This is a genomic window from Rhizobium sp. P2_G9, assembly GCF_056403475.1.
Genome location: NZ_JBFUFK010000034.1, coordinates 60,199 through 84,805 on the forward strand (window position 1 = coordinate 60,199; position 24,607 = coordinate 84,805).

Annotated in this window: 20 protein-coding genes; 10 read left to right on the forward strand and 10 right to left on the reverse strand. The window is 58.9% G+C overall.

Features of this window, described 5'->3' with window-relative positions; genetic code table 11:
• Positions 1 to 338: 338 nt before the first annotated feature.
• The 3 genes from AC1DYF_RS25470 to AC1DYF_RS25480 all read right to left on the reverse strand — a co-directional run bounded on the left by AC1DYF_RS25470 (position 339) and on the right by AC1DYF_RS25480 (position 7,685).
• Entirely contained in the window at positions 339 to 5,804 is a 5,466-nt protein-coding gene (locus AC1DYF_RS25470) for a trifunctional serine/threonine-protein kinase/ATP-binding protein/sensor histidine kinase (RefSeq protein WP_477879699.1), read from the reverse strand.
• Between the two features lie 811 nt (positions 5,805 to 6,615).
• Positions 6,616 to 6,861: a helix-turn-helix domain-containing protein gene (locus tag AC1DYF_RS25475; RefSeq protein WP_477879701.1), complete on the reverse strand. Its 246-nt coding sequence runs from the start codon at positions 6,859 to 6,861 to the stop codon at positions 6,616 to 6,618.
• A gap of 185 nt (positions 6,862 to 7,046) precedes the next feature.
• Positions 7,047 to 7,685, reverse strand: coding sequence for a response regulator transcription factor (locus AC1DYF_RS25480; RefSeq protein ID WP_477879703.1), 639 nt, complete (start codon positions 7,683 to 7,685; stop codon positions 7,047 to 7,049).
• A 426-nt stretch (positions 7,686 to 8,111) separates the two neighbouring features.
• Between AC1DYF_RS25480 and AC1DYF_RS25485 the strand changes: the two genes are divergently transcribed.
• The 3 genes from AC1DYF_RS25485 (at position 8,112) to AC1DYF_RS25495 (ending at position 10,083) form a co-directional block, all read left to right on the forward strand.
• Positions 8,112 to 8,615, forward strand: coding sequence for a hypothetical protein (locus AC1DYF_RS25485; protein WP_477879704.1), 504 nt, complete (start codon positions 8,112 to 8,114; stop codon positions 8,613 to 8,615).
• Between the two features lie 338 nt (positions 8,616 to 8,953).
• Positions 8,954 to 9,451: a hypothetical protein gene (locus tag AC1DYF_RS25490; RefSeq protein WP_477879706.1), complete on the forward strand. Its 498-nt coding sequence runs from the start codon at positions 8,954 to 8,956 to the stop codon at positions 9,449 to 9,451.
• Between the two features lie 173 nt (positions 9,452 to 9,624).
• Positions 9,625 to 10,083 carry a hypothetical protein gene (locus AC1DYF_RS25495; RefSeq protein WP_477879708.1) on the forward strand — a complete coding sequence of 153 codons (459 nt, stop codon included), beginning with the start codon at positions 9,625 to 9,627 and terminating at the stop codon, positions 10,081 to 10,083.
• A 55-nt stretch (positions 10,084 to 10,138) separates the two neighbouring features.
• Here the strand turns inward: AC1DYF_RS25495 and AC1DYF_RS25500 are convergent, their stop codons facing one another.
• Together AC1DYF_RS25500 and AC1DYF_RS25505 are read right to left on the reverse strand one after the other, a co-directional pair.
• On the reverse strand, positions 10,139 to 10,633 hold the full coding sequence (locus AC1DYF_RS25500) for a hypothetical protein (RefSeq protein WP_477879710.1): 495 nt from the start codon (positions 10,631 to 10,633) through the stop codon (positions 10,139 to 10,141).
• Positions 10,634 to 10,821: 188 nt separating this feature from the next.
• Complete coding sequence (locus AC1DYF_RS25505) at positions 10,822 to 11,610, reverse strand: YdcF family protein (RefSeq protein WP_477879712.1); 789 nt, start codon at positions 11,608 to 11,610, stop codon at positions 10,822 to 10,824.
• 368 nt (positions 11,611 to 11,978) lie between these two features.
• Here AC1DYF_RS25505 and AC1DYF_RS25510 point away from each other — a divergent pair, with 368 nt between their 5' ends.
• Positions 11,979 to 12,236: a toxin HicA gene (locus AC1DYF_RS25510; protein WP_477879713.1), complete on the forward strand. Its 258-nt coding sequence runs from the start codon at positions 11,979 to 11,981 to the stop codon at positions 12,234 to 12,236.
• Positions 12,229 to 12,552, forward strand: a complete 324-nt coding sequence (locus AC1DYF_RS25515; RefSeq protein ID WP_477879715.1) for a type II toxin-antitoxin system HicB family antitoxin — start codon at positions 12,229 to 12,231, stop codon at positions 12,550 to 12,552. Before AC1DYF_RS25510 ends, AC1DYF_RS25515 begins: the two co-directional genes overlap by 8 nt.
• 245 nt (positions 12,553 to 12,797) lie before the next feature.
• On the opposite strand, the gene AC1DYF_RS25520 is transcribed toward AC1DYF_RS25515, so the two are convergent.
• The 5 genes from AC1DYF_RS25520 to AC1DYF_RS25540 form a co-directional block, all read right to left on the reverse strand.
• A complete protein-coding gene (locus AC1DYF_RS25520) occupies positions 12,798 to 13,544 on the reverse strand; it encodes a hypothetical protein (protein WP_477879717.1) in 747 nt (248 codons plus the stop codon).
• Positions 13,545 to 13,645: 101 nt separating this feature from the next.
• Positions 13,646 to 14,212, reverse strand: coding sequence for a hypothetical protein (locus tag AC1DYF_RS25525; RefSeq protein ID WP_477879718.1), 567 nt, complete (start codon positions 14,210 to 14,212; stop codon positions 13,646 to 13,648).
• 78 nt (positions 14,213 to 14,290) lie between these two features.
• Positions 14,291 to 14,860 (reverse strand): transcription termination/antitermination protein NusG, encoded by a 570-nt coding sequence (gene nusG, locus AC1DYF_RS25530; protein WP_477879720.1) that lies wholly within the window; start codon positions 14,858 to 14,860, stop codon positions 14,291 to 14,293.
• 294 nt (positions 14,861 to 15,154) lie between these two features.
• Complete coding sequence (locus AC1DYF_RS25535) at positions 15,155 to 16,360, reverse strand: calcium-binding protein (protein ID WP_477879722.1); 1,206 nt, start codon at positions 16,358 to 16,360, stop codon at positions 15,155 to 15,157.
• 298 nt (positions 16,361 to 16,658) lie between these two features.
• Positions 16,659 to 17,915 carry a hypothetical protein gene (locus AC1DYF_RS25540; RefSeq protein WP_477879723.1) on the reverse strand — a complete coding sequence of 419 codons (1,257 nt, stop codon included), beginning with the start codon at positions 17,913 to 17,915 and terminating at the stop codon, positions 16,659 to 16,661.
• Positions 17,916 to 18,162: 247 nt separating this feature from the next.
• Here AC1DYF_RS25540 and AC1DYF_RS25545 point away from each other — a divergent pair, with 247 nt between their 5' ends.
• The 5 genes from AC1DYF_RS25545 to AC1DYF_RS25565 all read left to right on the forward strand — a co-directional run bounded on the left by AC1DYF_RS25545 (position 18,163) and on the right by AC1DYF_RS25565 (position 24,600).
• On the forward strand, positions 18,163 to 19,113 hold the full coding sequence (locus tag AC1DYF_RS25545; RefSeq protein WP_477879725.1) for an SGNH/GDSL hydrolase family protein: 951 nt from the start codon (positions 18,163 to 18,165) through the stop codon (positions 19,111 to 19,113).
• Between the two features lie 307 nt (positions 19,114 to 19,420).
• Entirely contained in the window at positions 19,421 to 19,762 is a 342-nt protein-coding gene (locus tag AC1DYF_RS25550) for an NIPSNAP family protein (protein WP_477879727.1), read from the forward strand.
• A 578-nt stretch (positions 19,763 to 20,340) separates the two neighbouring features.
• Positions 20,341 to 22,782 carry a calcium-binding protein gene (locus AC1DYF_RS25555; RefSeq protein ID WP_477879729.1) on the forward strand — a complete coding sequence of 814 codons (2,442 nt, stop codon included), beginning with the start codon at positions 20,341 to 20,343 and terminating at the stop codon, positions 22,780 to 22,782.
• Between the two features lie 556 nt (positions 22,783 to 23,338).
• Positions 23,339 to 24,091, forward strand: coding sequence for a hypothetical protein (locus tag AC1DYF_RS25560; RefSeq protein ID WP_477879731.1), 753 nt, complete (start codon positions 23,339 to 23,341; stop codon positions 24,089 to 24,091).
• Positions 24,091 to 24,600, forward strand: coding sequence for a PIN domain-containing protein (locus AC1DYF_RS25565; RefSeq protein WP_477879733.1), 510 nt, complete (start codon positions 24,091 to 24,093; stop codon positions 24,598 to 24,600). Before AC1DYF_RS25560 ends, AC1DYF_RS25565 begins: the two co-directional genes overlap by 1 nt.
• The last annotated feature ends 7 nt before the right edge of the window (positions 24,601 to 24,607 follow it).

The window sequence follows — 24,607 nt, forward strand, 5'->3', positions numbered from 1 at the left end:
CGATGTGGCCAGTTAGACCAATATTGCCGAGCGGGGTCACACCGAAATTTTCGGCTCGGGCAGCAAGGAGTTCGCGAAGTGCGGTAGGATCGCGCGTGAGGTCAAGCTGGCGCTAGCGGCGGCTATGCGCCCTCGTATCAGCCGCAGGAGCAGCAGTGGCGTTTTCCCGAAAGCCGACACCTCCATCAAGCGTACCTTCGACGGCATCGTCGGCCCCGGGAGCGCCCTGGTTCGGTGAGGCCCGTGGAGATCACGATAGCCTCAGTGGCCTATCGGTATGCGGATGCAGGACCACCAAATGTTTTCATTTTGCGTGGCACTCATACTGACGGCGTGCTTCAAATGGCTGGAATCCAGACATGCAGTGGCACTGTGAATTGAAATACAGCTCCGTGCGGCCCGTTCATGCCGGCCCAAAGCCGACCGCTGTGTGACTCGATAATTGACCGGCAGATGGCCAGGCCCATTCCGAGACCCTCGGCTTTCGTGGTGTAAAATGGCTCGAACGCCTTTTCCGCGGCCTGCAAGTCCAGGCCGATGCCGACGTCCCGGACAGCGAACACCGCCTCGGATCCTTCAAGCCGGGTCAAAACCGTCAGTTCGCGCGGTCGGTCTGTCACATCAGCCATGGCGTCGATGCCATTCATCATCAGGTTGAGGATCACCTGCTGCAACTGCACATGGTCGCCAATCACCAATGGCAGATCGTCTGCCAGCTCGGTCTTCAAGATGATCTGATCGCGGCGCAACTCGCCTTGGAGAAGAGTGGTCGAATCTTTGACCAGCCCATTCAGATCCACACGACCCATGATAGCGGGCGTTTTCTTGAGAAGCGCACGCACTTTGCCGATCACCTCGCCGGCCCGGTGTCCATCCCGCACGATGCGTGCCAGCGCCGCGCGTGCCTCGTCGAGGTCGGGCGTCTTACCGGCGAGCCAGTGCAGAGCCGCATCGGCGTTGGTGACGATGGCTGCCAGAGGCTGGTTGACTTCGTGGGCGACCGACGAAGTCAATGCCCCAATCGTCGTCACGCGCGTGACATGCGCCAGCTCCGACTGCGCCTTTTGCAACGCCTCCTCAGCCCGTTTGCGCTCGGTCAAATCAAGCACGAAGATGACACCCTCGTCCTCGTTGCCTTCGAAGCTCGCTCCGCCGATCAGCACGGGCACGCGGCTGCCGTCCTTGTGAATAAATTCTTTCTCGAAGGCCGGCAGGATGCCGGTCTCCTTGAGCTCAGGCACCCATAGCCTCACGTCCCGGTCAAGCCATTCCGCTGGGGTCAGATCGGTCCAGCGGATACGGCCCGAGACGAGATCCTGGCGATCGTAGCCGATCATGCGGAGGAACGCGTCGTTGGCGTCCAGAATCTGGCCGTCGAGACGAAAGATAAAGATCCCGATAATGTTGGCATCGACGAGGCGGCGAATTCTGGCTTCGCGTCCGGCGAGATCTTCGTAGAGCCGGGTGTTCTCCAGCGCAGTGGCGGCTTGCGAGGCAAGCAGCTTCAGCACCGCGATCCGGGCCGGGGTGAAGACGCGCGGCGCCAGATTGTTCTCGAGATAAAGCAGCGCGATCAGCCTGCCCTGCTTGACGAGTGGCAGGCCGAGCACCGACCGGGGCCTGAAGTCGCGTATATAATCATCGAACCAGATATTCTCGGTGCAGGCGTCGTCCAGGATAACGACTTCACTTGTCCGCGCGACGAAATTGACGATCGCCTCGGGCACAGGGATGCTTCCGGCAGGAGGGCGCAGACGCATGGTGAAATCCCTGGCGGTGGTCTCGGCCACCGCCTCGAACCTGAGTTCCCCATTGTTTGGAACGAGCAGCACACCCCGCCCCGCGCCGGCATGTTCGAGCGCGGTGCGCATCAGCGTGTCGATCAGTTTTTCGAGTACGATCTCGCCCGATACGGCTTCGGAAATCCTTATCACGGTCGCGAGGTCGAGTTGCTCCACAGGTGCTCCGATCGTGCTCTTTGTCGCTGGAGCATGCTCTTCGGCTCGCAGATGGGGATAGAGTTCCTCGAGTTGCCGGGCCTTGCCGTCAGCACCCCAGCGCAGATAGCAATTGCGCGCGTTGCCGAGATAGAGCCGGCTGAAGTCTTCGAAGCCTCTCTGCGCATAAGAGCGGGCGGCGAGTTCATAGGCGAGGGCTTCATGATGGATGAAGCCGTTGGCGCGCGCCGAGCGGATAGCCTGTTCGTAAAGCCGCGCGGCGTCGATTTCGCGGCCTTCAATGCGCGCTATCTCGGCGCCGACCAGCGCGGCACGGTTCTCGAAGTTATCAGGACAATTCTCCGCATAGATCAGAAGCTGCCGGTGGTGGGCGGCGAGAGCCTCGATATGCCGCTCCCGCTGGTCAGCCGTGGCCTTCTCGCAGCACGCGGCGCGCGCCAGGGCGCCGAAGAAATGGTGCTCCGGCGTTTCCTCGAAATGCGCCACCGATGTCCATGGCAGCCGCTGCGCCCGCAATGACGCTTCGACGGCCGCCTCATAGTCGCCAGCGAAGAACCGTGCCTGGAGTTTTCTGACGCAGTAGGCGCCCTCCGCCAGAATCAAGTTCGGATCCTCCGAAAGGCGGCGTTCCATCGCAAGCTCTTCAAATTCGTCGTCGTCGAAGGAGCCGAACGTCCGGGTCAACCCGCGCAGCGTCCGCACGAGGCCGAGCTGCGCGCTGACGAGATCCATGACGAACTGGAACCGCACATTCCGCGCAAATGCGAGGCCTGTCTCCGCCTGGCGCTGCACGTCGACAAGCGGATCTCCCGCCGCCAGCAGGTTTGAATTCAAGCTGGCATAGCTATATCCGGCAAAGGCGAGATCGCCGCTCTGGTTGGCAATTTCAAGCGCGCGCCGCAACATGTCGCGGCCGGTTCGAATATGTCGCGTCCATGGTATGACATGGGCTCCGAAGTCTTTCAAAATCCTGGCGTGGAAGCGCTTCAGGTCGTGCTTTTCGACCAGTTGGCAGCCAAGCTGACCGAAGCGGAATCCGGCCTCATAGTCGCCGAAACGCGGCCCCGCAACATAGCCAAGCGACACATAATTGTAGCAGGACCCGTCGCCGTTGCCGCGCTCGAGGCTCAGATTCACGGCCAGGCAGATTGCCATGCATGCCAGATTCCCGTCGGTATGCCACACCGCGCCAATGAGCCGGGTGAGGATGTCCAGGGTAGCATCGCTTCTCAATGGCAGATCGATGAGCTCTTCGATCGTGCGGCTGCCGAGCTGCGACCAGATCCGGTCGTATTCCCGTTGCACCTCCTCGTCGCGCGGATGGGGCGACCAGTCGAGGCCGAGATGCTGCCTCAGATAGTCGAGACCGACGGCGCCAGAGCGGCTGGTCTGGCCGAGCGCAGCATAGAGATCGATGCGCAGGCAGGCGACGGTAGCCTGGTCGTCGATGCAGACCGCGCGATGGGAAAGCTCAGCCAACCGCTTTTCCGCATCCGCCAGCGCACCAATGAGGAACTCGCATTCGGCCCGGTTCAACTCGAGTGCGAAGGCCAGCTGGTGATGGCGCTGCCAGCCGTCTTCCGGCAGCATTTTCGTGCCGGCCACAAAATAGTTGAGCGCCGAGGCGTAGGCCGTCGAGGCTTTTGCGCGCTTGCCCGCGAGCAGATTGAATTCGGCCAGCTGCTTACGTTCGTCAGATGAGGCAATCAGGGCGGCGCCGCGATTGAGCTGGCTGACAATGTCGAAGACGTGATCGTCAATCAGCTCCGGCGCCGTATTCGCCGCAAGCAGTCGACCGATGCGAAGATGCAATTCGCCCCGCTTCTCCTCAGGGATCAACGAATAGGCCGCTTCCTGGACTCGGTCGTGGACGAACCGGTAGGCGCCGACCGGACGCTCAAGCAGTCCATGAGAGACGGCAGGCCAAAGAGCGCCATGAATCCGGTTCTGGGGGATATCGAGAACGAGCGAAAGCAGGGTGTAATCCGCAATGTTTCCGAGACCGGCGAACTGCTGCAGCGCCTGCCTGGTTTCGAACGGCAGGCGTGTGAGCTTGCGGACCATCAGGTCAACGACGTTGTCGGTGTATCCCTTTGCGTGAATGCGACCGAGATCCCACGACCAGCATGCCGCGTGATGATCGAAGGTCAGCAATCCGTCTTCGGCGAGCGAAGACATGAACTGAATGGCGAAGAAGGGATTGCCGCCGGTCTTGCCGTGCATCAGTTGCGCCAGCGGCGTGGCGCGCTCGGGCTCGCAGTGGAGCGCATCCGCGACCAACGCCCGGAGATGCTCTGGGCCGAGCGGGGCAAGCTTGATCTCCGCGACCTTGCCGCCTGCTGCCCTGATCGTGTCGAGCCTGCGCCTGAGCGGATGGGCGGCGGTGACTTCGTTGTCGCGGTAGGCACCGATCAGCATGAGGTGCTGGACATCCGAACGGGTCATCAGATCCTCGAGCAGGTCGAGCGTCGCCGTGTCGAGCCATTGGAGATCGTCGAGGAACAGCGCCAGTGGATGTTCGGGCCGTGTAAAGACGCTGATGAACTGCCGAAATACCAGCTGAAACCGCCGTTGCCCGTCCTGTGGCGAGAGTTCAGCGACTGGCGGCTGGTCGCCGATGATGAGCTTCAGCTCCGGGACCAGGTCCACCATGAGCTGTCCGTTGGGGCCGAGCGTCTCGCTCAACGCCTCGCGCCATGGTGCCAGGTCGGCCTCGCTCTTGGCCAGGAGCCCCTTGAGCAGACCCTGGAGGGCCTGGGCTAGCGTCGCATAAGGGATATCGCGCTTGTACTGGTCGAACTTGCCGGACGAGAACAGCCCGCGCGGCGGCACTAGGACCTTGTGGAGCTCATTGACCACCGTCGACTTGCCGATGCCGGAATAGCCGGAGACCAGCACCAGCTCCGGCGCCCCGCCCGACACCACACGGTCGAAGGACGTCACCAGGGTTTCAACCTCGCGCTCCCGCCCGTAGAGCGTCTCGGGAATCAATAAGCGGTCCGGACTGTCGTGTTGGCCGAGCGGGAATGCGTCGATGCGGCGCTCCTCCTCCCATTGACTGAGACTCCGGCCAAGATCGCGCTCGACGCCGCCGGCCGTCTGGTATCGGTCCTCGGCCGTCTTGGCGAGCAGCTTCATGACGATCGCCGAGACCGCCGGTGAAACGCCTGCCGCCCGCTCGTGCGGCGGCATCGGCTGCCGTGCGATGTGGCAGTGGACCAGTTCCATCGGGTCGGCCGCGCTGAAGGGCAGGTTCCCAGTCAGCATTTCATAGAGGGTTGCGCCCAGTGCATAAAGATCGCTGCGGGAATCGATCGAGCGGTTCATGCGCCCGGTCTGCTCCGGGGCCATGTAGGCCAGCGTTCCGGCGATCACTTCGGGCGGCTCGGGCGCCTGCCGTTCGCGCGAGAGGCGCGACGCTATGCCGAAGCCGGTGAGCCGCACGTCGCTCGCGCCCTTTACCAGGATGTTGGCCGGCTTGACGTCCTTGTGAATCAGGCCACGCTGGTGGGTCTTGCCGAGGGCAGCAGCGATGCCGATCGCGACACGCAAAAAATGCCCCGTTTCCATAGGGGGTCCGAGATGCCGGGCCAGCGGTTCGCCGCCCGGATCTTCAAGCACCAGCATCGTCCGGCCGCCCTCGCGCACCAATTCCAACGGCCGCACCGCCCATGCGCTATCCAGCTCGTTCTTCAGGCCATATTCATGGTCGAGGCGCTCGAGGCTCGAAGGCGAGGGGTGGTCCTGGGCCGGAAGCACGACCAGTGCCGGGCTCCATTTGCCGTCGGCGCCGCGGCGCCGTTCACGGTGGAGGACGCGATCACCATCCTGCCAAAGAACCTCCAAGCTAATATCTCCACCAACACTCAATAAAGAAGAAAATCTGACTTGCCCGCCCAGTTACACGCTTGTCTCAGCGGAGCTGCCGTCGTTGTTTCGGAGTTCCGTCCGATCAAACGTGGCGAACGCGCGTTCGATAAGCCTCAACCGCTCCCCCGATCTTCTACCACACCCCGGCCGAGCGTCCCAGCGCGGCCGCAGTACCTGGTTCTTGGGCGTATTTCTGCTGACAGAAGACCGCCCGGCGAGGGCTGGACGGCAAGGCGGATACGGGACCCGCGGAGCTTCGAATAGCCGTGGGGGCCGAAGCCTTGTCGGTAGCGTAGGGGTAGAACCGCTACCTTGCCATCGCTGTGGCAAGGAGTAGAGACTAACCACAGAACAGATGAAAGAAAATCATACGCTGGGTTCCTATTGCGATACCTTCGTATAATGACACCGTGACAATCGCGAACTTGCCGCCCGGCAATGACATGCACACGGACCAACCATGCTGGCTCGCATTCTCTGACTTTTTGAACCAGGAGCCGGCAACGCTGGGGCCGTCGAATACTTGCCAAGTGTATTGGCCATGTGCGGCCGTCTTGTCCGAAAGTCACGCGATCCTGACGAAAGGTGCGACATGCTCTCATGTCCCACATGTTCACAAAATCAAGCCCTCCGAGCGCGATGCGCCGGAGGGCCTTTGTCTTGTTGGGTGCCGCAGACGGTCCGCCGCCATCGAACAGTCGCGACGTCATGGCCGGGAGCGACCTCAACGTCAACGCCACAAAGCGCCTGCAGCACCCGGACCGGAATCGGCCCTACGAGGAAACCCCTATACCCCGATTCCGACCAAGCCCTGGCTGACAGCGATGGCGACCGCATGTAGCCTGTTCTTCGCACGCAGCTTCCGCTCGGCGCAGAAGAGCAATGTTTCGATCTCTCTTTCGTTGACGCCGATTCGCGCAGCGATGTGTTGAGCACAGTAGCCATTGGCCGCCAGTGTCAGGCCGACCAGTTCCATCCGTGTGAGGAGGAGGCCCTCGATATCAGCAGTCTGCCTAAGTCCGCTCTGACTCATTGCTTTTCCCTATCGCTTGCAGGGACCTCCCCCCCGAGGGGGGAGGCTCAGGTGGGCCGATCGGAACGAAACCGCCTTGGGAGGAGGAAGCCCAAGTATAGAAGGGGTTCGCCTGCAGGGCTATTGGCCACAGGGAAAGATGCATTATCAAAAAGGAAGGGGTGACCTATACGCGCCGCAAAAACTTACGACTGCGTTTGCGGCTTTCGCGGGACAAGTTTGAGCTTATCCGCCATGAGAGCGAGTTCAGGCAGGGACGCAGCGGACATCTTTTGCATGATCTGGCCGCGATGGACCTTCACAGTGATCTCGCTCACGCCCAACTCGAAGGCGATTTGTTTGTTAAGTCGCCCGCTCACCACCAGAGCCATCACTTCACGCTCTCGCGGCGTCAGGTTCTCGAAACGAGTACGCAGGGACGCCTGTGCCTTTTCGTTCTCGAGCCATGCGCGATCACGCGCCAGGCCGACGTTAATGGCGTCGAGCAGGTCCTGATCCCGAAACGGCTTCGGCAGGAACTCGATCGCCCCCCCTTTCATCGCCTGGACGGACATTGGAATGTCGCCATGTCCGGTGATGAAGATGATCGGGAGCTGAATATTCGCCGCCGACAATTCACGCTGGAAATCAAGTCCGCTTCGCCCCGGAAACCGAACATCGAGCACAAGGCAGCATGCGCCGGCCGGGCGTCTTGGCATCGGGAATTCGTCAAGCGAAGCAAGCAGTTTTACGTTAAAGCCGACGGATCGCAGCAGGCTGCCAAGCGCCTCGCGAACCGCAGGATCATCATCAATAACGATGATGATGGGTGGCTCCTCGCTCATAGGCCTGGTCCTGCACAGGCACGACGTCGACAGAGGCCTGTGTGGCCACCGACCGGAGGCTCGCGGGAAATCTCACAAGCGAAGCTTCGCCCATCTGGCAACAAGAATACCCTCATCCAAGCCCGTTCAATGTTCGGCACGACCCTTCCTCCAACTCCAGAATGCGCCGGAATCGAATCGGCGGCAAGTGTTAACGCACTTTGATCAATGTGAATATCGCCTTGCATCGTTCCGCTGCCCACCGGATGCAAACGAGAGCGTGACGACGCCTGTCTGCTCGCATTTGGCCCAGACTTGCCGTTTGGGTGGCGGGATTGCAAAATGCCTCTTCCAGGCGGACATTTCCGTACCCGAAGCAGTTTTTCACAGGCAACCTTGGACCAGCCGGTGCATAGCCGCGCTGGTCCGGTTTTCAGAGAGCGGAACATGGTGGGCGAAGAGCAGCAGAACAATTCCCTGGCGGCAAAGGCAGCATGGCCGCTGCTGGTTCTCACGGCGGCGCTGCAGGTCTATTCGGGTCTGTCGTCCGTGGCCTATATGTTCATGGGGGTGCCGAACCAGGCCTCCGGGCTCGGTGGATGGATAGCGGCCATGATGGGCGGGCTCCAGTGCGTTGCCGCCGTCATCGCTTTCGTGCTGGCCACTCGGCGCGATCTTCGCGGCACGACCCTTGCAGTCGCCGGGAGCGTGATGCTGGGCTGGCTTTCGACGGTGCCATACGTCGTCGAGCACGGCCTCGACTTTCACGGCGCCGACAAAGCGACCCCCGCCATCTTCGTCATATCGCCGCTCCTCGCAATCGCTGCGGCAACGCTTGCATGGCGCAACATCTATCCGATCGCGGCCGCCCTCATCGTCAGCGCCATGACCTTTGTCGGCATTCTGGTCGTCATCGCTTTCGCAATCATCATCGCGGTGCACGGCTTCTAAGTCCGGGGCGCAGATTCGAGGCTTGAAGCCGGTCGTAAATGTCGGCTGCGGCCCGAGTGCCACATGCACCACCCTCCCCGCCAACAGCAAGCACTGGCGCAAGGTGAATTGCCGCATGGCGCGCGGCAGGACCATTGATCCCGAGACGATCTGTTTCGACGTTCAAAACTGCCGCCGCAGCGCATTTGCCGCGAAATCGCGGCGTTTCGCCTAGCCGCCGAAAAACGACGTCGTGGTCGCCTGCGACGGCATGGCCCATCAAAACCACGAATTCGGCGATATTTTTTCCCCAAACCGGTGTACATCTAAGGAGTGCCGGTTTCTGAAAGGATGTCGAAATGACGTTGAGCAAGAATACCGCAGACCAGATCGTCGCGGCGGTCGCCGCCGACACCGCCTGCCAGAAAGCCATCGTTCCCAATCCCACCCTCGAAACGCTCGCCGACTGGACGTCGCCCGGGGCCTCGCTCGTCCTGGAGTTCGGCGGCTTGGCGGGCGGCGTGCGGAATTTCGCCATGATCATGCGCGGCCTCGGGCCGGGCGATCCCGTGTTTGACGAACGCATATGCCTTGGCATCGCCGCGGTCACGATCAAGGCCATTCACAAGGCCATGCGGGCACAACAGATCTCCGGCGTCGCCAGCTGTTCCGGCATCCATCGGGTCCATTGGGGCGTCGAGCACGAGGCGACATGGGTGCGAACCCCTGACGATGGCGAATATGTCTTCGATTGGCATTCGACATTGCGGCTGAAAGACCCACGCATCAGCAAAGCCAGCGACTGGATGGTTTCTGGCGGCGCGGTCAATTACGTGTTTTTCAAAGGGTTCGATTGATTGGAAGCTGCCTGACTTTCGGGACAACCAAACACGCATTGCGACAGCTTTCGTCCGCAGGCTCAAATAGCCGGCGCTCACGGCACGCAATCCGCCAGATTTATCTGTAGACAATTTTCCGCTGTGCTACCTATGCTGGCGCGTCCTGCAACAATGGCCACAGGGAAAGCCCAATGAACAGAGCATGTTACTCTATTGCACTTCTAGCGCTGTTGAATGTTAGTCAGGCCTCCGCGGCCGAAAGCGTGGCTCCGGTCGTCGATCCCCCCACGGTCGGCACGGTGGTATCCAAACTCCTGGCGGACGCCAAACCTGACGACGCCGGGGCTGCGCTTGCGAAAGATTTCGCTCCGGTGCAATCGCCACAAGATCCCTATCAAAAACTGAAGAACATTTTCAAAGCCGTGACCGCACATGGGAAGGCCGACTTCGAGGACAGGGTTCTAGACAAGACATATGGACAATCCGTCCGTGTCGTCGTGGACTACCTGCACTTTCCTCATCAGGAGAAGCCGATCGAGGACTTCCTGTTCCTGAGATATACCTTCATGAAGGGCGGAGCGGGATGGCTGCTGACGAACTTCGACCTGAAGACGTCCCCCACATTTCCCCCACCGGGTTGGACGGACTGAACAGCTGCCAAGCGTGGCAGAATTCAAGACTTTCGGGATAAATCCGGGTTAGCCGCTATCCCCCCGCCGTCCTCCTGCGTCTCACGCGCTCTTCGATCCACCAGTCATTCTGCCAGTCCTCATAACCCAGCAGTGAACCCTGAAGGCGCTCAAGATCTTCATCCCAGGCGCGTTCCCTGTTCCTGATATTCTTGATGTAGGCGTCAATCCGCCATTCTTCTCCCGGCAGCGCGAAGAACACATCCCTCATTCCTTCGAGATCCGGACGGCGTCGCTGCAGCTCGGGCATCGGCGTGTCGATGATCCGCCGGACGATCTGGCCCGACGCCACGAAAGGATCGAATGGCGCAAGGAAATCATCGAACCATGCGGACGGATAGCCGTGTCCAAAAACCGCCAGAGGCTTGCGCCCTTCCAACATCAGAGGAAGCTCGAAGTTGGTGTGGATCAGATAGGGCACGGCATCGAATGCGTGGAAGGGTCGGCTGATCCCGCTGAAGATCGCATGCGGCACGATTGGCGGGACACAAAGCCTGCCGATCCGCCGCATGTCGCGCTTTGACAATTCGTCATATTCGCCGTCCAGGTCACGATCGCCATCGCTCGCCGGCGCCAGGAGCGATCGCAGCTGCTCGAGATCGTCGATGTGGACACGCCACTCGGCACACACCGTTTTCGTAACGGCGTCAAAGCCCAGGAAAACGAAGATATTGCTGGGCGAGCCTCCAGTCACGACACTCAATCCGGCAGAAGCTGATTGGTTTTGCCGGCCAGCCGATAGGTCAGCAATCCTATCCATTCATGGGCTGCAAGGTCGGTCAATTCCAAGCCGTCGGCGATCGAGTTGACGGGCCGGCGGAGGTCGGCCAAACGCGTGCGAAAATCCACGGGATAGGGGAGCACCGGAAAATCGGCGGCCCGGAAGGACGCGACAGCGCGCGGCATGTGGTGGGCGGAGGTGATCAGAAGCCATGTTTCGCCGGGTTTCGGCTTGGCGACGGCAAAGCTTTCCACGGCGTTTTCCGACGTGGTCTGCGAGCGCTCCTCCATCTCGATCCGCGCGGGTGCAACCCCGATATCGACGAGCACCTGGCGCGCATCTTCGGATTCACTGAGCGTTTTGCCGAGCAAGAGCTCACGCCCCCCGCCCGACAGGATGAGGCGCGCCTGAGGATAGCGCCGCGCCAGGGCTGCGAGCGCAAACAGCCGTTCGGCGCCCTCGGTCAAGGCCACGCTGTTGCGATCCGCAGTGACATTCGTATCGACGGCGCCGCCCAGCATGATGATGCCGTCGACCTTGGCCGGCAGCGCCGGAATGGCAAAGCGATCTTCCAAAACCATCGTCGCGGCCGGCCCAAGCGGCGACCAGCCGCAGACGAACAGCAGAACCGCCGAGAGCGAGAGCAGCCAGGCGCGCGCCCGTCGCCGCCGCAACAACCCAGCCAGCAGGCCGAGCGCTGCGAGGAGGGCGATGATGTTGGAGGGCAGCAGCGCGGCTTCGACAAATTTCGAGGCGATGAAAAACATTGCCGATCCCGTTTGTTGTCACGTTTGGACAAGCGGTGTGTGGACGCGTCGATCTGGCGCCAAAACCTGTCCGTCGATCGACTTTTCCGGCAAGCGGGCGAACGGCGCAGGCCGTGTGCAGCGCCAAGGGATGATGGCACAGCGGTAATAAAGGAGCGGTAAATTCCTATCAGGACACGGGGCTCTTGGAGCGCGGGACTTTGAGGACAGGAACCGTACCAATGCCTGCCTAACGATCTCGCCATACGTCTTCAGACGCTAGTCGCGCAATCACAGTGGATGCAATGTCACTCGGAAGGTCACGGTCGTCGAGAATAATTGTCTAAAAAGGCTTGTGACAGTATCATTATTGATACTATATTGCCCGCGTGAGACAAATCGAAAAAACCTTCGAGAAATGGAAAAACGCGCCGCAGGACGTCTGTTTTTCCAGCCTGGTAGCGGTGTGCGAGCACTTTTTTGGTGCTCCTCGCCAGAAGGGGACGAGTCATCACGTTTACAAAACGCCTTGGCTGGGCGATCCCCGTGTGAACATCCAAAAAGGCAAGAGCGGCAAGGCAAAAGCCTACCAAGTCAAGCAGGTATTGACAGCAATCAGAAAACTAGAAGGCCATGACAATGGTTGACCATCAACACTACACCTATCGCATTACGTGGTCAGAAGAGGATGGGGAATTCGTTGCCTTGTGCGCGGAATTCCCCAGCCTGTCCTTTCTCGCAGCCAACCAAGCCACCGCGCTGAAAGGCTTGACTAAGCTGGTTAAGCAGGTGGTCGAAGACATGACCGCCAACGGTGAGCATGTTCCCACGCCACTTGCGGATAAGGAATATAGCGGCAAGTTTCAGGTGCGTATCCCGCCAGAACAACACCGCAATCTTGCCATTCAGGCGGCAGAGCAAGGCGTGAGCCTCAACCGGCTTGTGTCGGCCAAATTGGCGTAGAGCATGTTAAAGCACGAGGTCGGGAAGACGCCGGCCTTTGCAGCACCGTCTTCATCACCAGCGTCGGGGAGAGCCGCAGCACGTGCGGCGAGCGGAAGAACTTTTCGTCGTAGAGGCTCTGGAAGGCCGCGCGGTCCCTGGTGATCGCGTCGAGCATGTCGTCGGGATCCGCCGACACCAAAACCGAATTTCATCGACCTGCCGAGCCAACCGCCAACACGGCCTCAAACGGATTTCGGGCCTGCCTACGGCACGACATGGGGCCGCATGAACGTCAGCATCTTGATCTGGTCGATGTAAGGCTCATATTCGACGTGCAAAGTGCAGATAGCCCCGTCAAACCGATCCCAGGGACCATATTCGCCCAGGATAGCATGCTTGTAAGCCGCACCGCTTTGCGATGGGGCACCGAAAAATGTCGACACCTCGCTGCGGCTTGAAGAAAACCGGATATTGGTGATCGCCTGATTGTCGTGGTTCACCTTCAGAAAAATGGTATCGATGGTGCCATCGCCGGCACAATTCAACTCCAACCCGCGCTCCGCACATTTATAACTTGGTCCGCTGTCCAGCTCGTCGTCGTGATCCCGTCTCTCGAACCTCCATGCATTGAAGGGCGGGGAAGCGAGCAGATCCGATGCCGGCTTGCCCAGATACTGTGCCAGAGGCTCGGCCATTTTGGCTCCATCCCTCTCGGCCAGTTGCTTGCGCGCTTTCTGTAGCTCCTCCTGTTCCTGTACCGTGTTCGGCAACTCCAGTTCCTCCCGGGCGCGCAGCCACTCGGCCCAGCAATTTTCCGGATCGATATCCCGATAGCCACGATTGTCGTCCATCGACCGGGCAATAGCCCGCGGGACTGCGATTGCCTGGCAATTGTCGCGGATCTCGAAGACCTCTTGCTCCGTTAGCGCGCTTCCCTTGGCTCTCCCGCGACTGAGCAAAGTGGCGACGAGACTGGGGACGATATAGAGGATCAGCTCTTCGTTCGGCATGGGGCACCATTGGGATCAAGACGCGGATGTTCTCGCTCGGCTGATTGCTTTCCGTAGCGAAATTCAGGAGCTTCGCAGCATATGCTTCCGAGCCAGGACGCTCAGTCGCGCTCGTCCTTCTTGATCCTGGCAATCCAATCATCGTCCAGTAAGAGCCACGCCTCAGCCACATCTATATGGCCTTTTGCAACAGCGAGCGCCGCTGCAACCGACATGAGCATCGACTGATCCCAAGCCCCATTGCGATGGAGGCTCGCATTATCGACCAGCCGTCCAATCGCGCGATGATAGTCGTCGGCATATGCGTCCGGAATATTTGGTCCTCGACCAGCCTTGCGCGAGATCTCGATCGATGCTGGCAGAAGAAAAAATGAGAAGTCGATCGGCCCTTTGGCCTCGCTTGCTATCTGCACGACATGAGGCACGGCGGCGTAGGAGGCAGTATACACGTCCTCCTGATGACATAGGCTCGACCAAAGGCTGAACCAAGGCTCCGCCTCGTACCCCGCTTTCGGTCCCGTGGACGAAGCGAGCGCTCGCAGCAAATCCGGGATATCGGCGGCATCCCCATAGGCATGCCGCAAGTCTTTCCATCGTGGATCATCGAGGGGCAACAAATGCGTTTCTCCTGGCACGGACGTTGCAAACACCGGACGCGTTGCAGTCATGATGAGTTCATGTCTGCACGCAAGCCTTTTTGCCTGCTATAGGCAAGCCCGAAGCCGGCGCCGCCGCCAAATTCCCCCTCACGCCGCCTCCAGATTCCCGATCGGCAGGTTCAGCATCCTTTCCCCGCCAAACATCTCCATCCTGAAAAACGCATGCCCGCTCGCAATGCTCTCCACCACCACCGAGCGCCCCGTCAGCGCGCCTTGCATGACGGTGGCGACATCGCCCACCCCATATTCCCGATGCGTGCGCATGAACTTTTCCGCGTCGGAGCGTTTCAGGCCGTTGCGGAAATGGGAGACGAATCTGGGCATGTCGTGGATTTTCGCCGGCTGATTGTTGAAGCCGACGACGGCGGTGATCAGCGGAATGGAAAAGATGTGGAACCAGGACGGCTCGGCGTCGAAACCTGCAAACACATAGCGCGGCATGACGGGATAGTGCCTGAGAATTTTTTCCTTGGTATAGCGCGACTTCTGCCGCCAGACGCTCTCGAACGGGCAGAAGCTGGCAATGCCGCGCCGCGTGAGAATCTCCTGTGCGGCAAATTCCTTCTGCGGCGGCACGCAAAGCGCATACCACGACAGATCCCGCACCAGCGACGGCAGGCGTCCATTGCGCTCGGCAGCTTTCAGCGATGACTTCATTGGCCTTCTCCTTGGGTGAAGCGAAAAGGCCATGGCAGGGTAGTTTCGAGATAGGGGCCTGGACCGACATTAACAAGCCGGCTGGCCAGGCCGGCCAGGTTCGACGGGGAAGAAGGGCGCCTTGCTCCTCGGACCCTCTGGCAACAATTCCGGAACGCCCTCGAAAAACAGAGGGCCACCCGCATGTGCTTGATAATCCCTGCGATTTTGTCTCGCGTCCGGGCGGCTGCGGAGGGTTATTCCATCGACTTTCCCCATCGGAAGCCCCTTGCCAGCTCTGCGATGGGGAGGAGATCAGAAGGCAAAGTCGGACGCGTCAAGATCGGCTTTGTGCGTGGCTTGCAGCGTGAAATGGTCGCCATCGAGGAGCGTGACGACGACGTTATCGCCCACCTGTTTGATATGGCCTTTGAGGTCGGCGAAGCTGTCCAGGCCGTCATAGTGCGTGAGATCGAGCACATCCTCGCCATTGTGGAAATCGGTGATCGCGTCGTGGCCGGAATGGTGCTTGAAGACGAAGGTGTCCGATCCGCCGAATGCCACCTGGCCGTTGTCTCCGGTCATGACATCGTTGCCGCGCCCGCCGGTGATGACGTCATCGCCGAGCATGCCGGCGATCTTGTTGCTGGCTGCATTGCCGGTCAGGATCGAGCCATCATCGTTGCCGGTGAGATTGATGTTCTTCCTGCCGGTCAGAAAGGCTTGCTCGAAATTGTCGCCGAGCGTCCAGGACACCGAGGATTTCACCGTGTCGTTGCCAGATCCCGCATCTTCGACCAGATTGACCTTGCCGCCGCCGACAATATAGCGGTCGTCGCCGTCACCGCCGTTGACCAGGCCGGTCACGAAACCGCCTTTGCTGACGAAGTGATCACCACCTTCCCCGAGGTAGACAGAGCCGAAAATCCTGCCTGAATTGATCAGGGTGTCAGTGCCCGAATAGCTGAAAACCGCCCATCGGCTGCCGGAGATCCAGCCGCTGTTGACGATGCGCGTATCGCTCGCGAACGCCTCGATCACCACGCCATTGTCCGTGCCTGTTATTGCGCCGGAATTGTTGATGACGTTGCCGTCGTGGAAAAGCTCTATCGCATCGCCGCCGGCGTGTATCTGGCCGGAATTGGTGACACGGTTATTGTCGCCCTGCATGAAAATCCCGTGGTACCTGGCATCGACGACCCCCTCGATGTTATATGCGCTATTGTTGGCCAGAAGGAACAAGCCGTTTCCCGAGCTATGCAAATACCCCGTCTGGCCGATCTCCAACCGCGCAGCCTCTGCGTAAGAACCCGGATTGATATAATCGCCAAGCTCGATGCCTTCTGCATGCGCGTTGATCTCGCCATTGATCAGGAACGTCCTGTTGGCGGCATTCGAATTGGCCTGGATGCCGTCACCGGACTGGGTCTCGATCGTCGTACCCGCTTCGAGCAGATAGGTCGTGCCTGCCTGATTGGCGAGGTAAGTTGCATCCTGGTTTCCGATTGTCACGGTCGTCATGGAAGAGCCTCGATAGCCGCTGTTTCGATGAGGCCCTTTTTCGCGTGCGACTGTTTCAGGGATATCTTTGCAAGCCGAGATCTTTGTTTCAATTGTTTCGATAGCTTGCGCGAGCGCATGTCTCCCGGAAGCGGTCGCCGGTTTCGGGACAAAGACATGCGCAAAACAAAGGACGCGAAACAGCCCGGCGGGTGGAGCCTCCCACCGGTCTTCCGCATCCAGGACTATGCAACGCGCCTCAAATCCCGGCCGGGCACAGGATCGGCCTGGCCTTCAGGTGCCTCTCTATTGGCGCCGATCAGAGAATGAAGTCCGAACGATCCATCTGGTCGAGGGTCGTGTGCTCGATGGTGACCTTGAAGCCCCATTTATAGCCCGAGAGGTCGATCACGACATTGCCATCCGCCTCGGTCATGACGCTGCGGAGTTCGTCATAGGTTGCTGCCGCCGGCACTTCGGTGAAGTGGATGCGGTCCGCGCCATCCTCGAAATCGGCGATGGTGTCGGATCCTCCCTTGGCGGAAAACACGAAAACATCATCTCCACCGCCGCCGTACAGGCGATTGTCGCCTGAATTGCCGGTGATCATATTGGAGACGTCATTGCCGGCGGCGTCGACATTGTCGCTGCCTGTGAGGATCAGGTTCTCAAAGTTTGCACCCAAGGATGCATTGGAACCGCTGACGAGCGTATCGACGCCGTGACCGGACTTTTCGGTGAAAGTCTGAAAATCGCCGGTATAGTAGATGTCGTTGCCCCTGCCGCCATCGACCACGCCGACAGTTCCGCCGCGATTGTCGAAGACGTCGTTGCCGCCGCCAAGGCGGACGTCACCGTTCATTCTGCCATGGTTGCTGACCACCTCGTCGCCGGCGCCGCCGCTGATAATCTTGGAGCCGTCCAGCTGTCCCTTGTTGACGAAGTTGGTGGTGCCGGTGCCGTTCAGCTTGAAGAGCGCCTCCGTCGGCGAAACGCCCCAGATGTACCCTTCATTGGTGATGTCTGCATCATGTCCGGAAGCGACGAGAGCCACGGCAGCCCCGATCGTGCCCTTGTTGACGAATATGGCGTCATCGCCTCGCAGGACCGCCGCCGTGCCGACGGAATCGGCGGTGCCATCGGCGCCGATGCTGCCTAAATTCACGATCGTTGTTTGATCGCCGGTCGACAGGATACCCAGATGTGGCGCACTGATGATGCTGGAGTTGTTTACGACGCAACCGTTGCCCGCAATCCGGATGCCGATGTCTGCTGTGATGTTGCCGACATTGTCCACCGTCTCGCGATTGCCGGCAAGGTTTACGCCGCCGATCGCTCCGGTAATCTTGCCGGAATTGAACAGCCGGTCGTGCTCACTTTCAAGCTTGACGCCAAAGCTCCCGGCATCGATTTCACCGATATTCTGGACGGTTGAATATTGACCGGAGACGACGATGCCCTTGCCTTGTTCGGTCACGATCGTCGCATTGTTGGTGATCGTCGAAAACAGGCCGCTGGATTGGACCGCGCTCCAGAGATATGTGCCTGATGCATCGATATCGATTTGATCAAACATCGTATCCGATATGACTACGGGCAAATAGACCGTCACCTGCATCTCCAAAATTGCTGTGTTTCTACCCAGGGTATATGGGCTGAAACTAAACTAAAGCTAGTAAAGAGGACAAGAACAACGCATGATCAGTGGTGGTCGTGGTTACCAATTGATTTCTTAACATGAGTGATGGGGATTTCGCCGGGATCATCCGTCTCCGGTTCCACCGCCCAAAGATCCGGGACGCTCAGCTCAAGAAACCTGAGCAATGTTTCTCATCGCCCTCTGTTTCAACGGTTTGCCGGCGTCCAAACGCGAGCTGACGATCCGTCCCCTGATCGATAAATTTCCGGCATCTCATCAAAGCCTGAAGGATACCCTGATGAACATGTCGGAAGAGCAAATGCACTGGATGCTGAAAGTCTTTCAACCGGAAAGGACGGTGGCGTCGCTTCCGGGTGCGGCATCGCTCACCGAGCAAAGCCGCGCCGCCCTGCTTGGGCTCGACCCAGGCTATTATTCAACAGAGCTTGCAAAACTCGTTGCCGGCGCGAAAGCTTCGGCAGGAATGCTGCTGGCTGAGCCCGATGTCGGACCCATGATCGACCGGCTCCCGCTGCGCAAGGATGCTCGGATCGTCGCTGTTGGCGACAGCCGGACGTCAGACCCCCAGTCCTGGGCGGTCATTCTGCAAGAGCTGATTTCTGCACGGCGGCCTGACGACAACATCTCGGTCGTGGCAAGTGCCGTCAGCGGTGATACGACCACCCACGGGCTGGTCCGGATCAATGAAGTGCTCGCCGGCGGCCCGGATTGGGTCTTGTTCTTCCTCGGAATGAACGACGCAAGAACCCAGGGTCCAGAACCCACCAAGACGATTGTTCATCACGACGAGACGGCTCGAAATCTTGGCGAACTTCGGTCCCGTATCAAAAGCGAGACGGGAGCGCGGTGCTTGTGGATCACGCCGGTCGCGGTGAATGAAAGCCGGGTGTCCGCACATTGGGCACTGTCTCACTTCGGCGTGCGCTTCCGCAATCAGGATATCGCACAAGTCGCGGCGGCCATGCGCGTCCTCGGCGATCCGGTCGTCGATTTGTTTCAGCGCCTCGACGCATTATCCTGCAATGACCTGTTGATGGAGGACGGGCTTCACTTCACGCAAGTGGGGCAGCAGAGAGTAGCGCTCGAGATTATCAGGTCCTGGTGCCAGCTCTGATGAAATGCCTTGTCACGGGGTAGACGGGAACATAGGCTCTGTGGTCGTGATTCAGCATTGAAGTTTGACCCCTTTCGGCGTGGAAGAATGTCCCCCGAACATCTTATTGTCGCCAGAGGATTTTTTCAGATACCCTGCCGACCCGCTCGCGCCCGACCTCCACCGTTCGACGTCTATGGTGGGGTCAAACCGCGCCGAAACACACTTGCTTGCTTGCGGCGGGCTGGCCCTGGCAGGCGGTCTCTCGCCTTTTTCCGGCGCTGAACGATATGCTCGATCTTGCCTGATCCAACATAGGAAGCATCCGATGATCCACGAATTGCGCATCTATACATGTCTGCCGGGGAGGCTGCCGGCACTGCAGCAGCGTTTCGAGACCGCGACGCTGGCGATCTGGGAACGACTCGGCATCCGCTCACTCGGCTTCTGGACGACAATGATCGGTTCTTCCAGCAACGATCTGACCTACCTGCTCGAATGGCGGTCGCTGGCGGAGCGCGAGCAGAAATGGGCCGAGTTCGTGGCCGATCGCGAGTGGCAGGAAGCGAGGGTGAAGAGCGAGGCGGATGGGCCGATCGTCGCCAACATCGCCAGTTCGCTGCTGCAGCCGACACGCTTCTACCGCGGCTTCTCCAAACCGTCGGAATAACTGTAATTAAGCACAGAACTTTGACCCCTTTCGGCGCGGAAGAGTGACCCCGGTCTGTGCAGAGTAAAACGCTGTCCAGTTTGCCGTGTCTCCGGCCTGGCGGGGGTCGACGTTCAATACCTGTGGTGGAGTCAAACGCCACGCCGAAACACAGCCTTGGCCACAAAACCGTGCTGGGCCACTCTGCCGGACAGTCCCGCCGCGCCGAGGACCTCTTCGCCACTGCAACCACGGCGCCAGCGAGACGGGCACGTTCCTGATGGATTCCGCCGAAATCATGCGCCTGCCGTGCCACAAGGCTCTGCTGCTCTCAACAGCGCACTCCGCTATCCATTAATGGCTCGCAAGGTCAGGTATTATCGTGAGCGGCGTTGGATGGGCTTGCGGGACGTCTGGCGGCCGGTGGCCGACATTGTGATGCCCCTGCCCTCTCCCGTGGAGCCGGAAGCTCCGCCACTTGCCGTCTAATAGCATCCTGGCCATCGCGCCATCGCAGGATGGCACGTCTGAATTGACCTGGGAAAACTAGCGGCTAAACGTCGCATAGGGCGACAATTGACTTTTACACGATCACAGAGTTGCGTGACTTCATCACCGCAACCGGTCTCAAGAGTTTAGCAATGTCGCTGTCTTCCACGGAACTTAGCTTAGGGAACGCGGCTTCTTTTGGCGCGGAAGTCACTCTGTCCAACGGATCATTCGTGTTCTTCGACGCGACCGCAGAAGGCGCATATCACACGAATTACATGTACACATTCGATGCGGATTTCAGCAAGACCGCAAAATATGAAATAACCTTTCCAAGTGGTGATGCCGGCTTTCTTTTGCGTTACCCGCTCGGTTATCAGATCGCCGACAATGAGGTCCTATTCACGTATGAAGCAGTTAACGATGAGAACCATACGGTTAATTATTTCGATGTTTTTTCATTGGATGGGAATATTATAGACGACAGCGCGTTTGAAAATAAAAGCTATTTTTACGATACAGACAAGGTTTACAAACTTGTAGGTGGAGAAACACTAGGCGTCGTTAGTTATCCAGCCAATAAATCTAACGATATATATGGCGAATTTTTCAATCTATATGACAGCAGTGGATCTCTGGTTGCGGAAAACATCGGGTTTTCAGAAGCTTCTCCTGAATCAGCGCCAAGCGCGAGTGCTGTATCTCTCTCCGCGTCTCAATTTGGGTTGATTTGGTCATCTTTCGACACATCCGATTGGCAAAAGCCGAGGAGAATAGAGTACCAGCTCTACGGCACGGATGGCGTGGCACAGGGCGGCGTTCAAACATTGGCGCTCAAAAATCCGGTGTCCGTCATTGGGTCAAGCAGCTTTGACGGTGGAACCCGGTTCGCCCTGCTCGCGGCCACCGCACCGGGCACACACTATCCGCAGAGCTTGTCAACGCATCAATTTGCAGAGTTTGATGTTTCGGGGAATGCACTTCTAAAATTTGCCATTCCCTTTGAGACCGTCGGCGGCGACACGATTGTGGGCGACAGCATCACGAAGCTTGCGAATGGAGAACTGCTTCTCAGTTGGACCGAACAAAGCTATGCGGTCGGGAACCATGGGATTTTTTTTCAGCTGTTTTCCTCCACGGGAAAAGCTGAAGGCGCAGTGCAATCCGTCTATATATTCGGTGATGCGGGCGGAACGTCAGGAATAGTCACACCGCTGGCGAACGGCGGATTTCTGCTGAGCTGGTATCAGTATAGCTATGACTATAATGCGAACGGCTTTATGCAGCGCGTATACGACGCCAATGGCGATGCGGCAAGCAATGCGGCAAGTGTATTGGATGGCGCTCCGCCTCTGGACCCATATGGCAGGTCCTTGGTATCCATCTTGAACATTGATTCCCTTTCAGACGGCGGTTGGCGCTATTTCTTTTCCGATGGGACCGTCAAGACATTCCACCTGTCGGACGTCAACAACGCGCCGGTGGTGCATGACAACTATATCAAGGATTTCGAGAACATGACCCGCCCGTTCGGCGCAGCGTTCGATTTCGCCTATTACGACGCTGATGGCGACCAGGCATCGAAGCTGATCATTGAATCGCTGCCGGACCGTGGAAGGCTGACCCTCAACGGCCAGACGGTGACTGTCGGCGAAGAGATCGATTGGTCCGAGCTTGGAAAACTGGCCTTCACCGCGGTGAAGAATGAGTATGGCGATCACTATACCCACTTTGGCTACAAGGTGGAGACGGCGGACGGGGCAGTGAGCGACGACACCGCCAACGAATTCATCAAGGTCGTCCACATCAACAACAATCCGACAGGGCATGGCGTCACGATCGCCATGAGGGAGGACAGCACCTTCACGTTTTCCGCCAAGACGCTTGGCATTCACGACGTGGAAGGGGATATCGGCACCATCAGCGTCGATTTCAGCCCCGGCCTGAAGAACCGGCTGCATAAACTTGGAACCTTTTACTACAACGGCAAACCGATGGGCACGACCGGCGGATGGCTGACAGTCGCCGACCTGGATAAGCTGCAATTTGTTACCAACAAGGATGCATTCAATCCGCACCTCAAGGCTTTCAGCTTCTACCTCGCCGACAAAGAGGGAGGCACATCGCGCACCTACCATGGCGTCATCGATGTCGAGGAAGTGACCGACAAAGTGGTGGGAACCGCCAGCGACGACGTCTTCCGTCAGTCAAAGGGGACCTTCAAGATTTACGGTCTAGACGGCAACGATGTCTTCAATACCGGCGCGCTGAACGACACGTTCATAGGCGGCGCGGGCCGGGACACATTCGTGATGAAGCCGCTCAGCGGCGCCGACACAGTCAATGACTTCGATCATTCGATGTCCGGCAACGACGTCATTGATGTCCGGGCGTTCCACGTCACTGAATCCTTTGCGGACTTCATTCGCGACCACGTCAGCGAGAGGGATGGCAATGCCGTGATCACGTTTACTGACGGTGCGTCGACCAGCTCGCTGACTCTGCACCAGACGACGACGGCCGATTTGAAGGCGGAGTTCTTCGTCTTCTGAAAATGCATTTTGCGGCTGAGCGTACTGTGATTCAGCATTGAAGCTTGACCCTGTCGCGGCGGAAGAACGATCCCGGTCTGTGCAGATCAAAATGCTGTTCAGTTTGCGATTTCTTCGGTTTGGCCGGGGTCGACGGTCAACGCCTACGGTGGGGTCAAACGCCGAAACACATTTCATCTCGGCCCGCTTCACATCCTCAAAAGCGCGAGGAGTCAAATGCGTTTTGGGAGGTTTTGGCAGGGTAGCGCCCTAATGGTGAAGCATTCCCACGGAGCCGCGTGAGGCGGTACGGCATGGCGCCAAGCCCGGACTGCAAGCCCTTTACCGAAGGCGCATGACGTGCGGGGCTTGTTGTCCCGGCGGACCATGCCAGAAAGGCCGTCTCGCGGGTCTGTGGGAATTCCCTTGGTGAGCGGAAAGTAAGCCTTTTACAATAATCTGACCGGGAACGGTGGCGTGATTTTCACGCCACCCCATAATTAGGAAGACACCGGAGCCTCTCGCGGCTCGTTGTATTCGGTGATAGAGTTGAGCAACACAGGTAGAAATTAAGGCCATGAAACAGTCAGATAGACCAGAATATAGGCTGAGAATCGATGCTTTCAGCGTCGACAGCCTGCCTATGGCGCGCTTGGCTGAGTACATGGGCGAACTGGCCCGCCTACTCGGCGAAGCCGAGCGCGTGCATTTTTCACGCTTGGAAGAAGGGAGCGCCGTTCTTGTAACGGCGGTTGAGGAGCCCGCCATGCCGAAGGTGGCGGAGCGGCTTACGCAAGTCCGTGAAGGAACAGCACCAAAAGAGGTTATGAAAGCCTTCGCGGCTATCGACACCATGCTTGCGAAAGACAACGCGGTTGCAGTCCTTACGGACCCCGGCGGCGCGGAAATCATTCCATTCCCTGGCCGCACGCGGCCGAAGCCCATGCGTTATGGCCCATTCAAAGAAAGGGGCTCCGTGGATGGCGTCGTTATTCGCATCGGTGGCAGGGATGAAACCATCCCTGTGCTATTGCAGGATGGGGAAATGACGGTGACGTGCCAAACGAGCCGGGAAATCTCGAAGCGCCTGGCAAGCCACTATCTCGGAGCGACGCTGCGCGTTTACGGTGACGGCAAGTGGGTGCGTGAGGAAGACGGAAGTTGGCAGCTCCTCGACTTCTATATCGAAGAATTCGAGGTTTTGGACGACAGCCCGCTTACGCACGTGGTTGAGCGCCTGCGCAGTGTCGAGGGTTCGACATGGGGCAAACGTCGTGATGCCCTGGATAACATCTTAGACTTGCGGCGCGATAAGGGAGACCAGCATTAATGCTCGTCTCCTTTGATGCCTCATTCCTCGTGGCCTTGCTCGACCCCACCATAAAAACCGGCCAAAGCCCTGATCCTCGGGTTGAATATCTGCTGAAAAGCCTGGAAAAGGCGAAGGCGAAAATCATCATCCCAACCCCGGCGCTAAGCGAGGTGCTGATAGGGGCGGGAGATGCAGCTCCGAAGTACCTTGAAATCATCAACAAATCTTCGCGCTTCAAGGTTGTCCCTTTTGGCGAAAGGGCTGCGGTAGAAGCCGCCGCCGCGCATCGTGAAGCGATTGACGCCGGGGACAAGAAGGAAGGTACGCCGAACTGGGCGAAAGTGAAGTTTGATAGGCAAATCGTGGCCGTCTCCAAAGTTGAAGGGGTAGAGCACATTTATACGAATGATAGCGACGTGGTGAGGCTCGGGCGGAAAGCAGGGATTGAGGTTTCAACCCTGGATGATTTGCCGCTGCCACCGGAAGACCCTCAAACGTCGCTTCCCTTCGAGGACACTGGCAAATAGCGCCTGG

What these genes read in the sequence shown, in the direction of transcription:
- AC1DYF_RS25515 (WP_477879715.1), top strand. Translation starts at nt 12,229, where the DNA reads ATGGTTGACCATCAACACTACACCTATCGCATTACGTGGTCAGAAGAG.
- AC1DYF_RS25550 (WP_477879727.1), top strand. Translation starts at nt 19,421, where the DNA reads ATGATCCACGAATTGCGCATCTATACATGTCTGCCGGGGAGGCTGCCG.
- AC1DYF_RS25495 (WP_477879708.1), top strand. Translation starts at nt 9,625, where the DNA reads ATGAACAGAGCATGTTACTCTATTGCACTTCTAGCGCTGTTGAATGTT.
- AC1DYF_RS25475 (WP_477879701.1), bottom strand. Translation starts at nt 6,861, where the DNA reads ATGAGTCAGAGCGGACTTAGGCAGACTGCTGATATCGAGGGCCTCCTC.
- nusG (WP_477879720.1), bottom strand. Translation starts at nt 14,860, where the DNA reads ATGAAGTCATCGCTGAAAGCTGCCGAGCGCAATGGACGCCTGCCGTCG.
- AC1DYF_RS25505 (WP_477879712.1), bottom strand. Translation starts at nt 11,610, where the DNA reads ATGTTTTTCATCGCCTCGAAATTTGTCGAAGCCGCGCTGCTGCCCTCC.
- AC1DYF_RS25540 (WP_477879723.1), bottom strand. Translation starts at nt 17,915, where the DNA reads ATGTTTGATCAAATCGATATCGATGCATCAGGCACATATCTCTGGAGC.
- AC1DYF_RS25490 (WP_477879706.1), top strand. Translation starts at nt 8,954, where the DNA reads ATGACGTTGAGCAAGAATACCGCAGACCAGATCGTCGCGGCGGTCGCC.
- AC1DYF_RS25485 (WP_477879704.1), top strand. Translation starts at nt 8,112, where the DNA reads ATGGTGGGCGAAGAGCAGCAGAACAATTCCCTGGCGGCAAAGGCAGCA.
- AC1DYF_RS25525 (WP_477879718.1), bottom strand. Translation starts at nt 14,212, where the DNA reads ATGACTGCAACGCGTCCGGTGTTTGCAACGTCCGTGCCAGGAGAAACG.
- AC1DYF_RS25480 (WP_477879703.1), bottom strand. Translation starts at nt 7,685, where the DNA reads ATGAGCGAGGAGCCACCCATCATCATCGTTATTGATGATGATCCTGCG.
- AC1DYF_RS25560 (WP_477879731.1), top strand. Translation starts at nt 23,339, where the DNA reads ATGAAACAGTCAGATAGACCAGAATATAGGCTGAGAATCGATGCTTTC.
- AC1DYF_RS25500 (WP_477879710.1), bottom strand. Translation starts at nt 10,633, where the DNA reads ATGCGGCGGATCGGCAGGCTTTGTGTCCCGCCAATCGTGCCGCATGCG.
- AC1DYF_RS25545 (WP_477879725.1), top strand. Translation starts at nt 18,163, where the DNA reads ATGTTTCTCATCGCCCTCTGTTTCAACGGTTTGCCGGCGTCCAAACGC.
- AC1DYF_RS25520 (WP_477879717.1), bottom strand. Translation starts at nt 13,544, where the DNA reads ATGCCGAACGAAGAGCTGATCCTCTATATCGTCCCCAGTCTCGTCGCC.
- AC1DYF_RS25565 (WP_477879733.1), top strand. Translation starts at nt 24,091, where the DNA reads ATGCTCGTCTCCTTTGATGCCTCATTCCTCGTGGCCTTGCTCGACCCC.
- AC1DYF_RS25535 (WP_477879722.1), bottom strand. Translation starts at nt 16,360, where the DNA reads ATGACGACCGTGACAATCGGAAACCAGGATGCAACTTACCTCGCCAAT.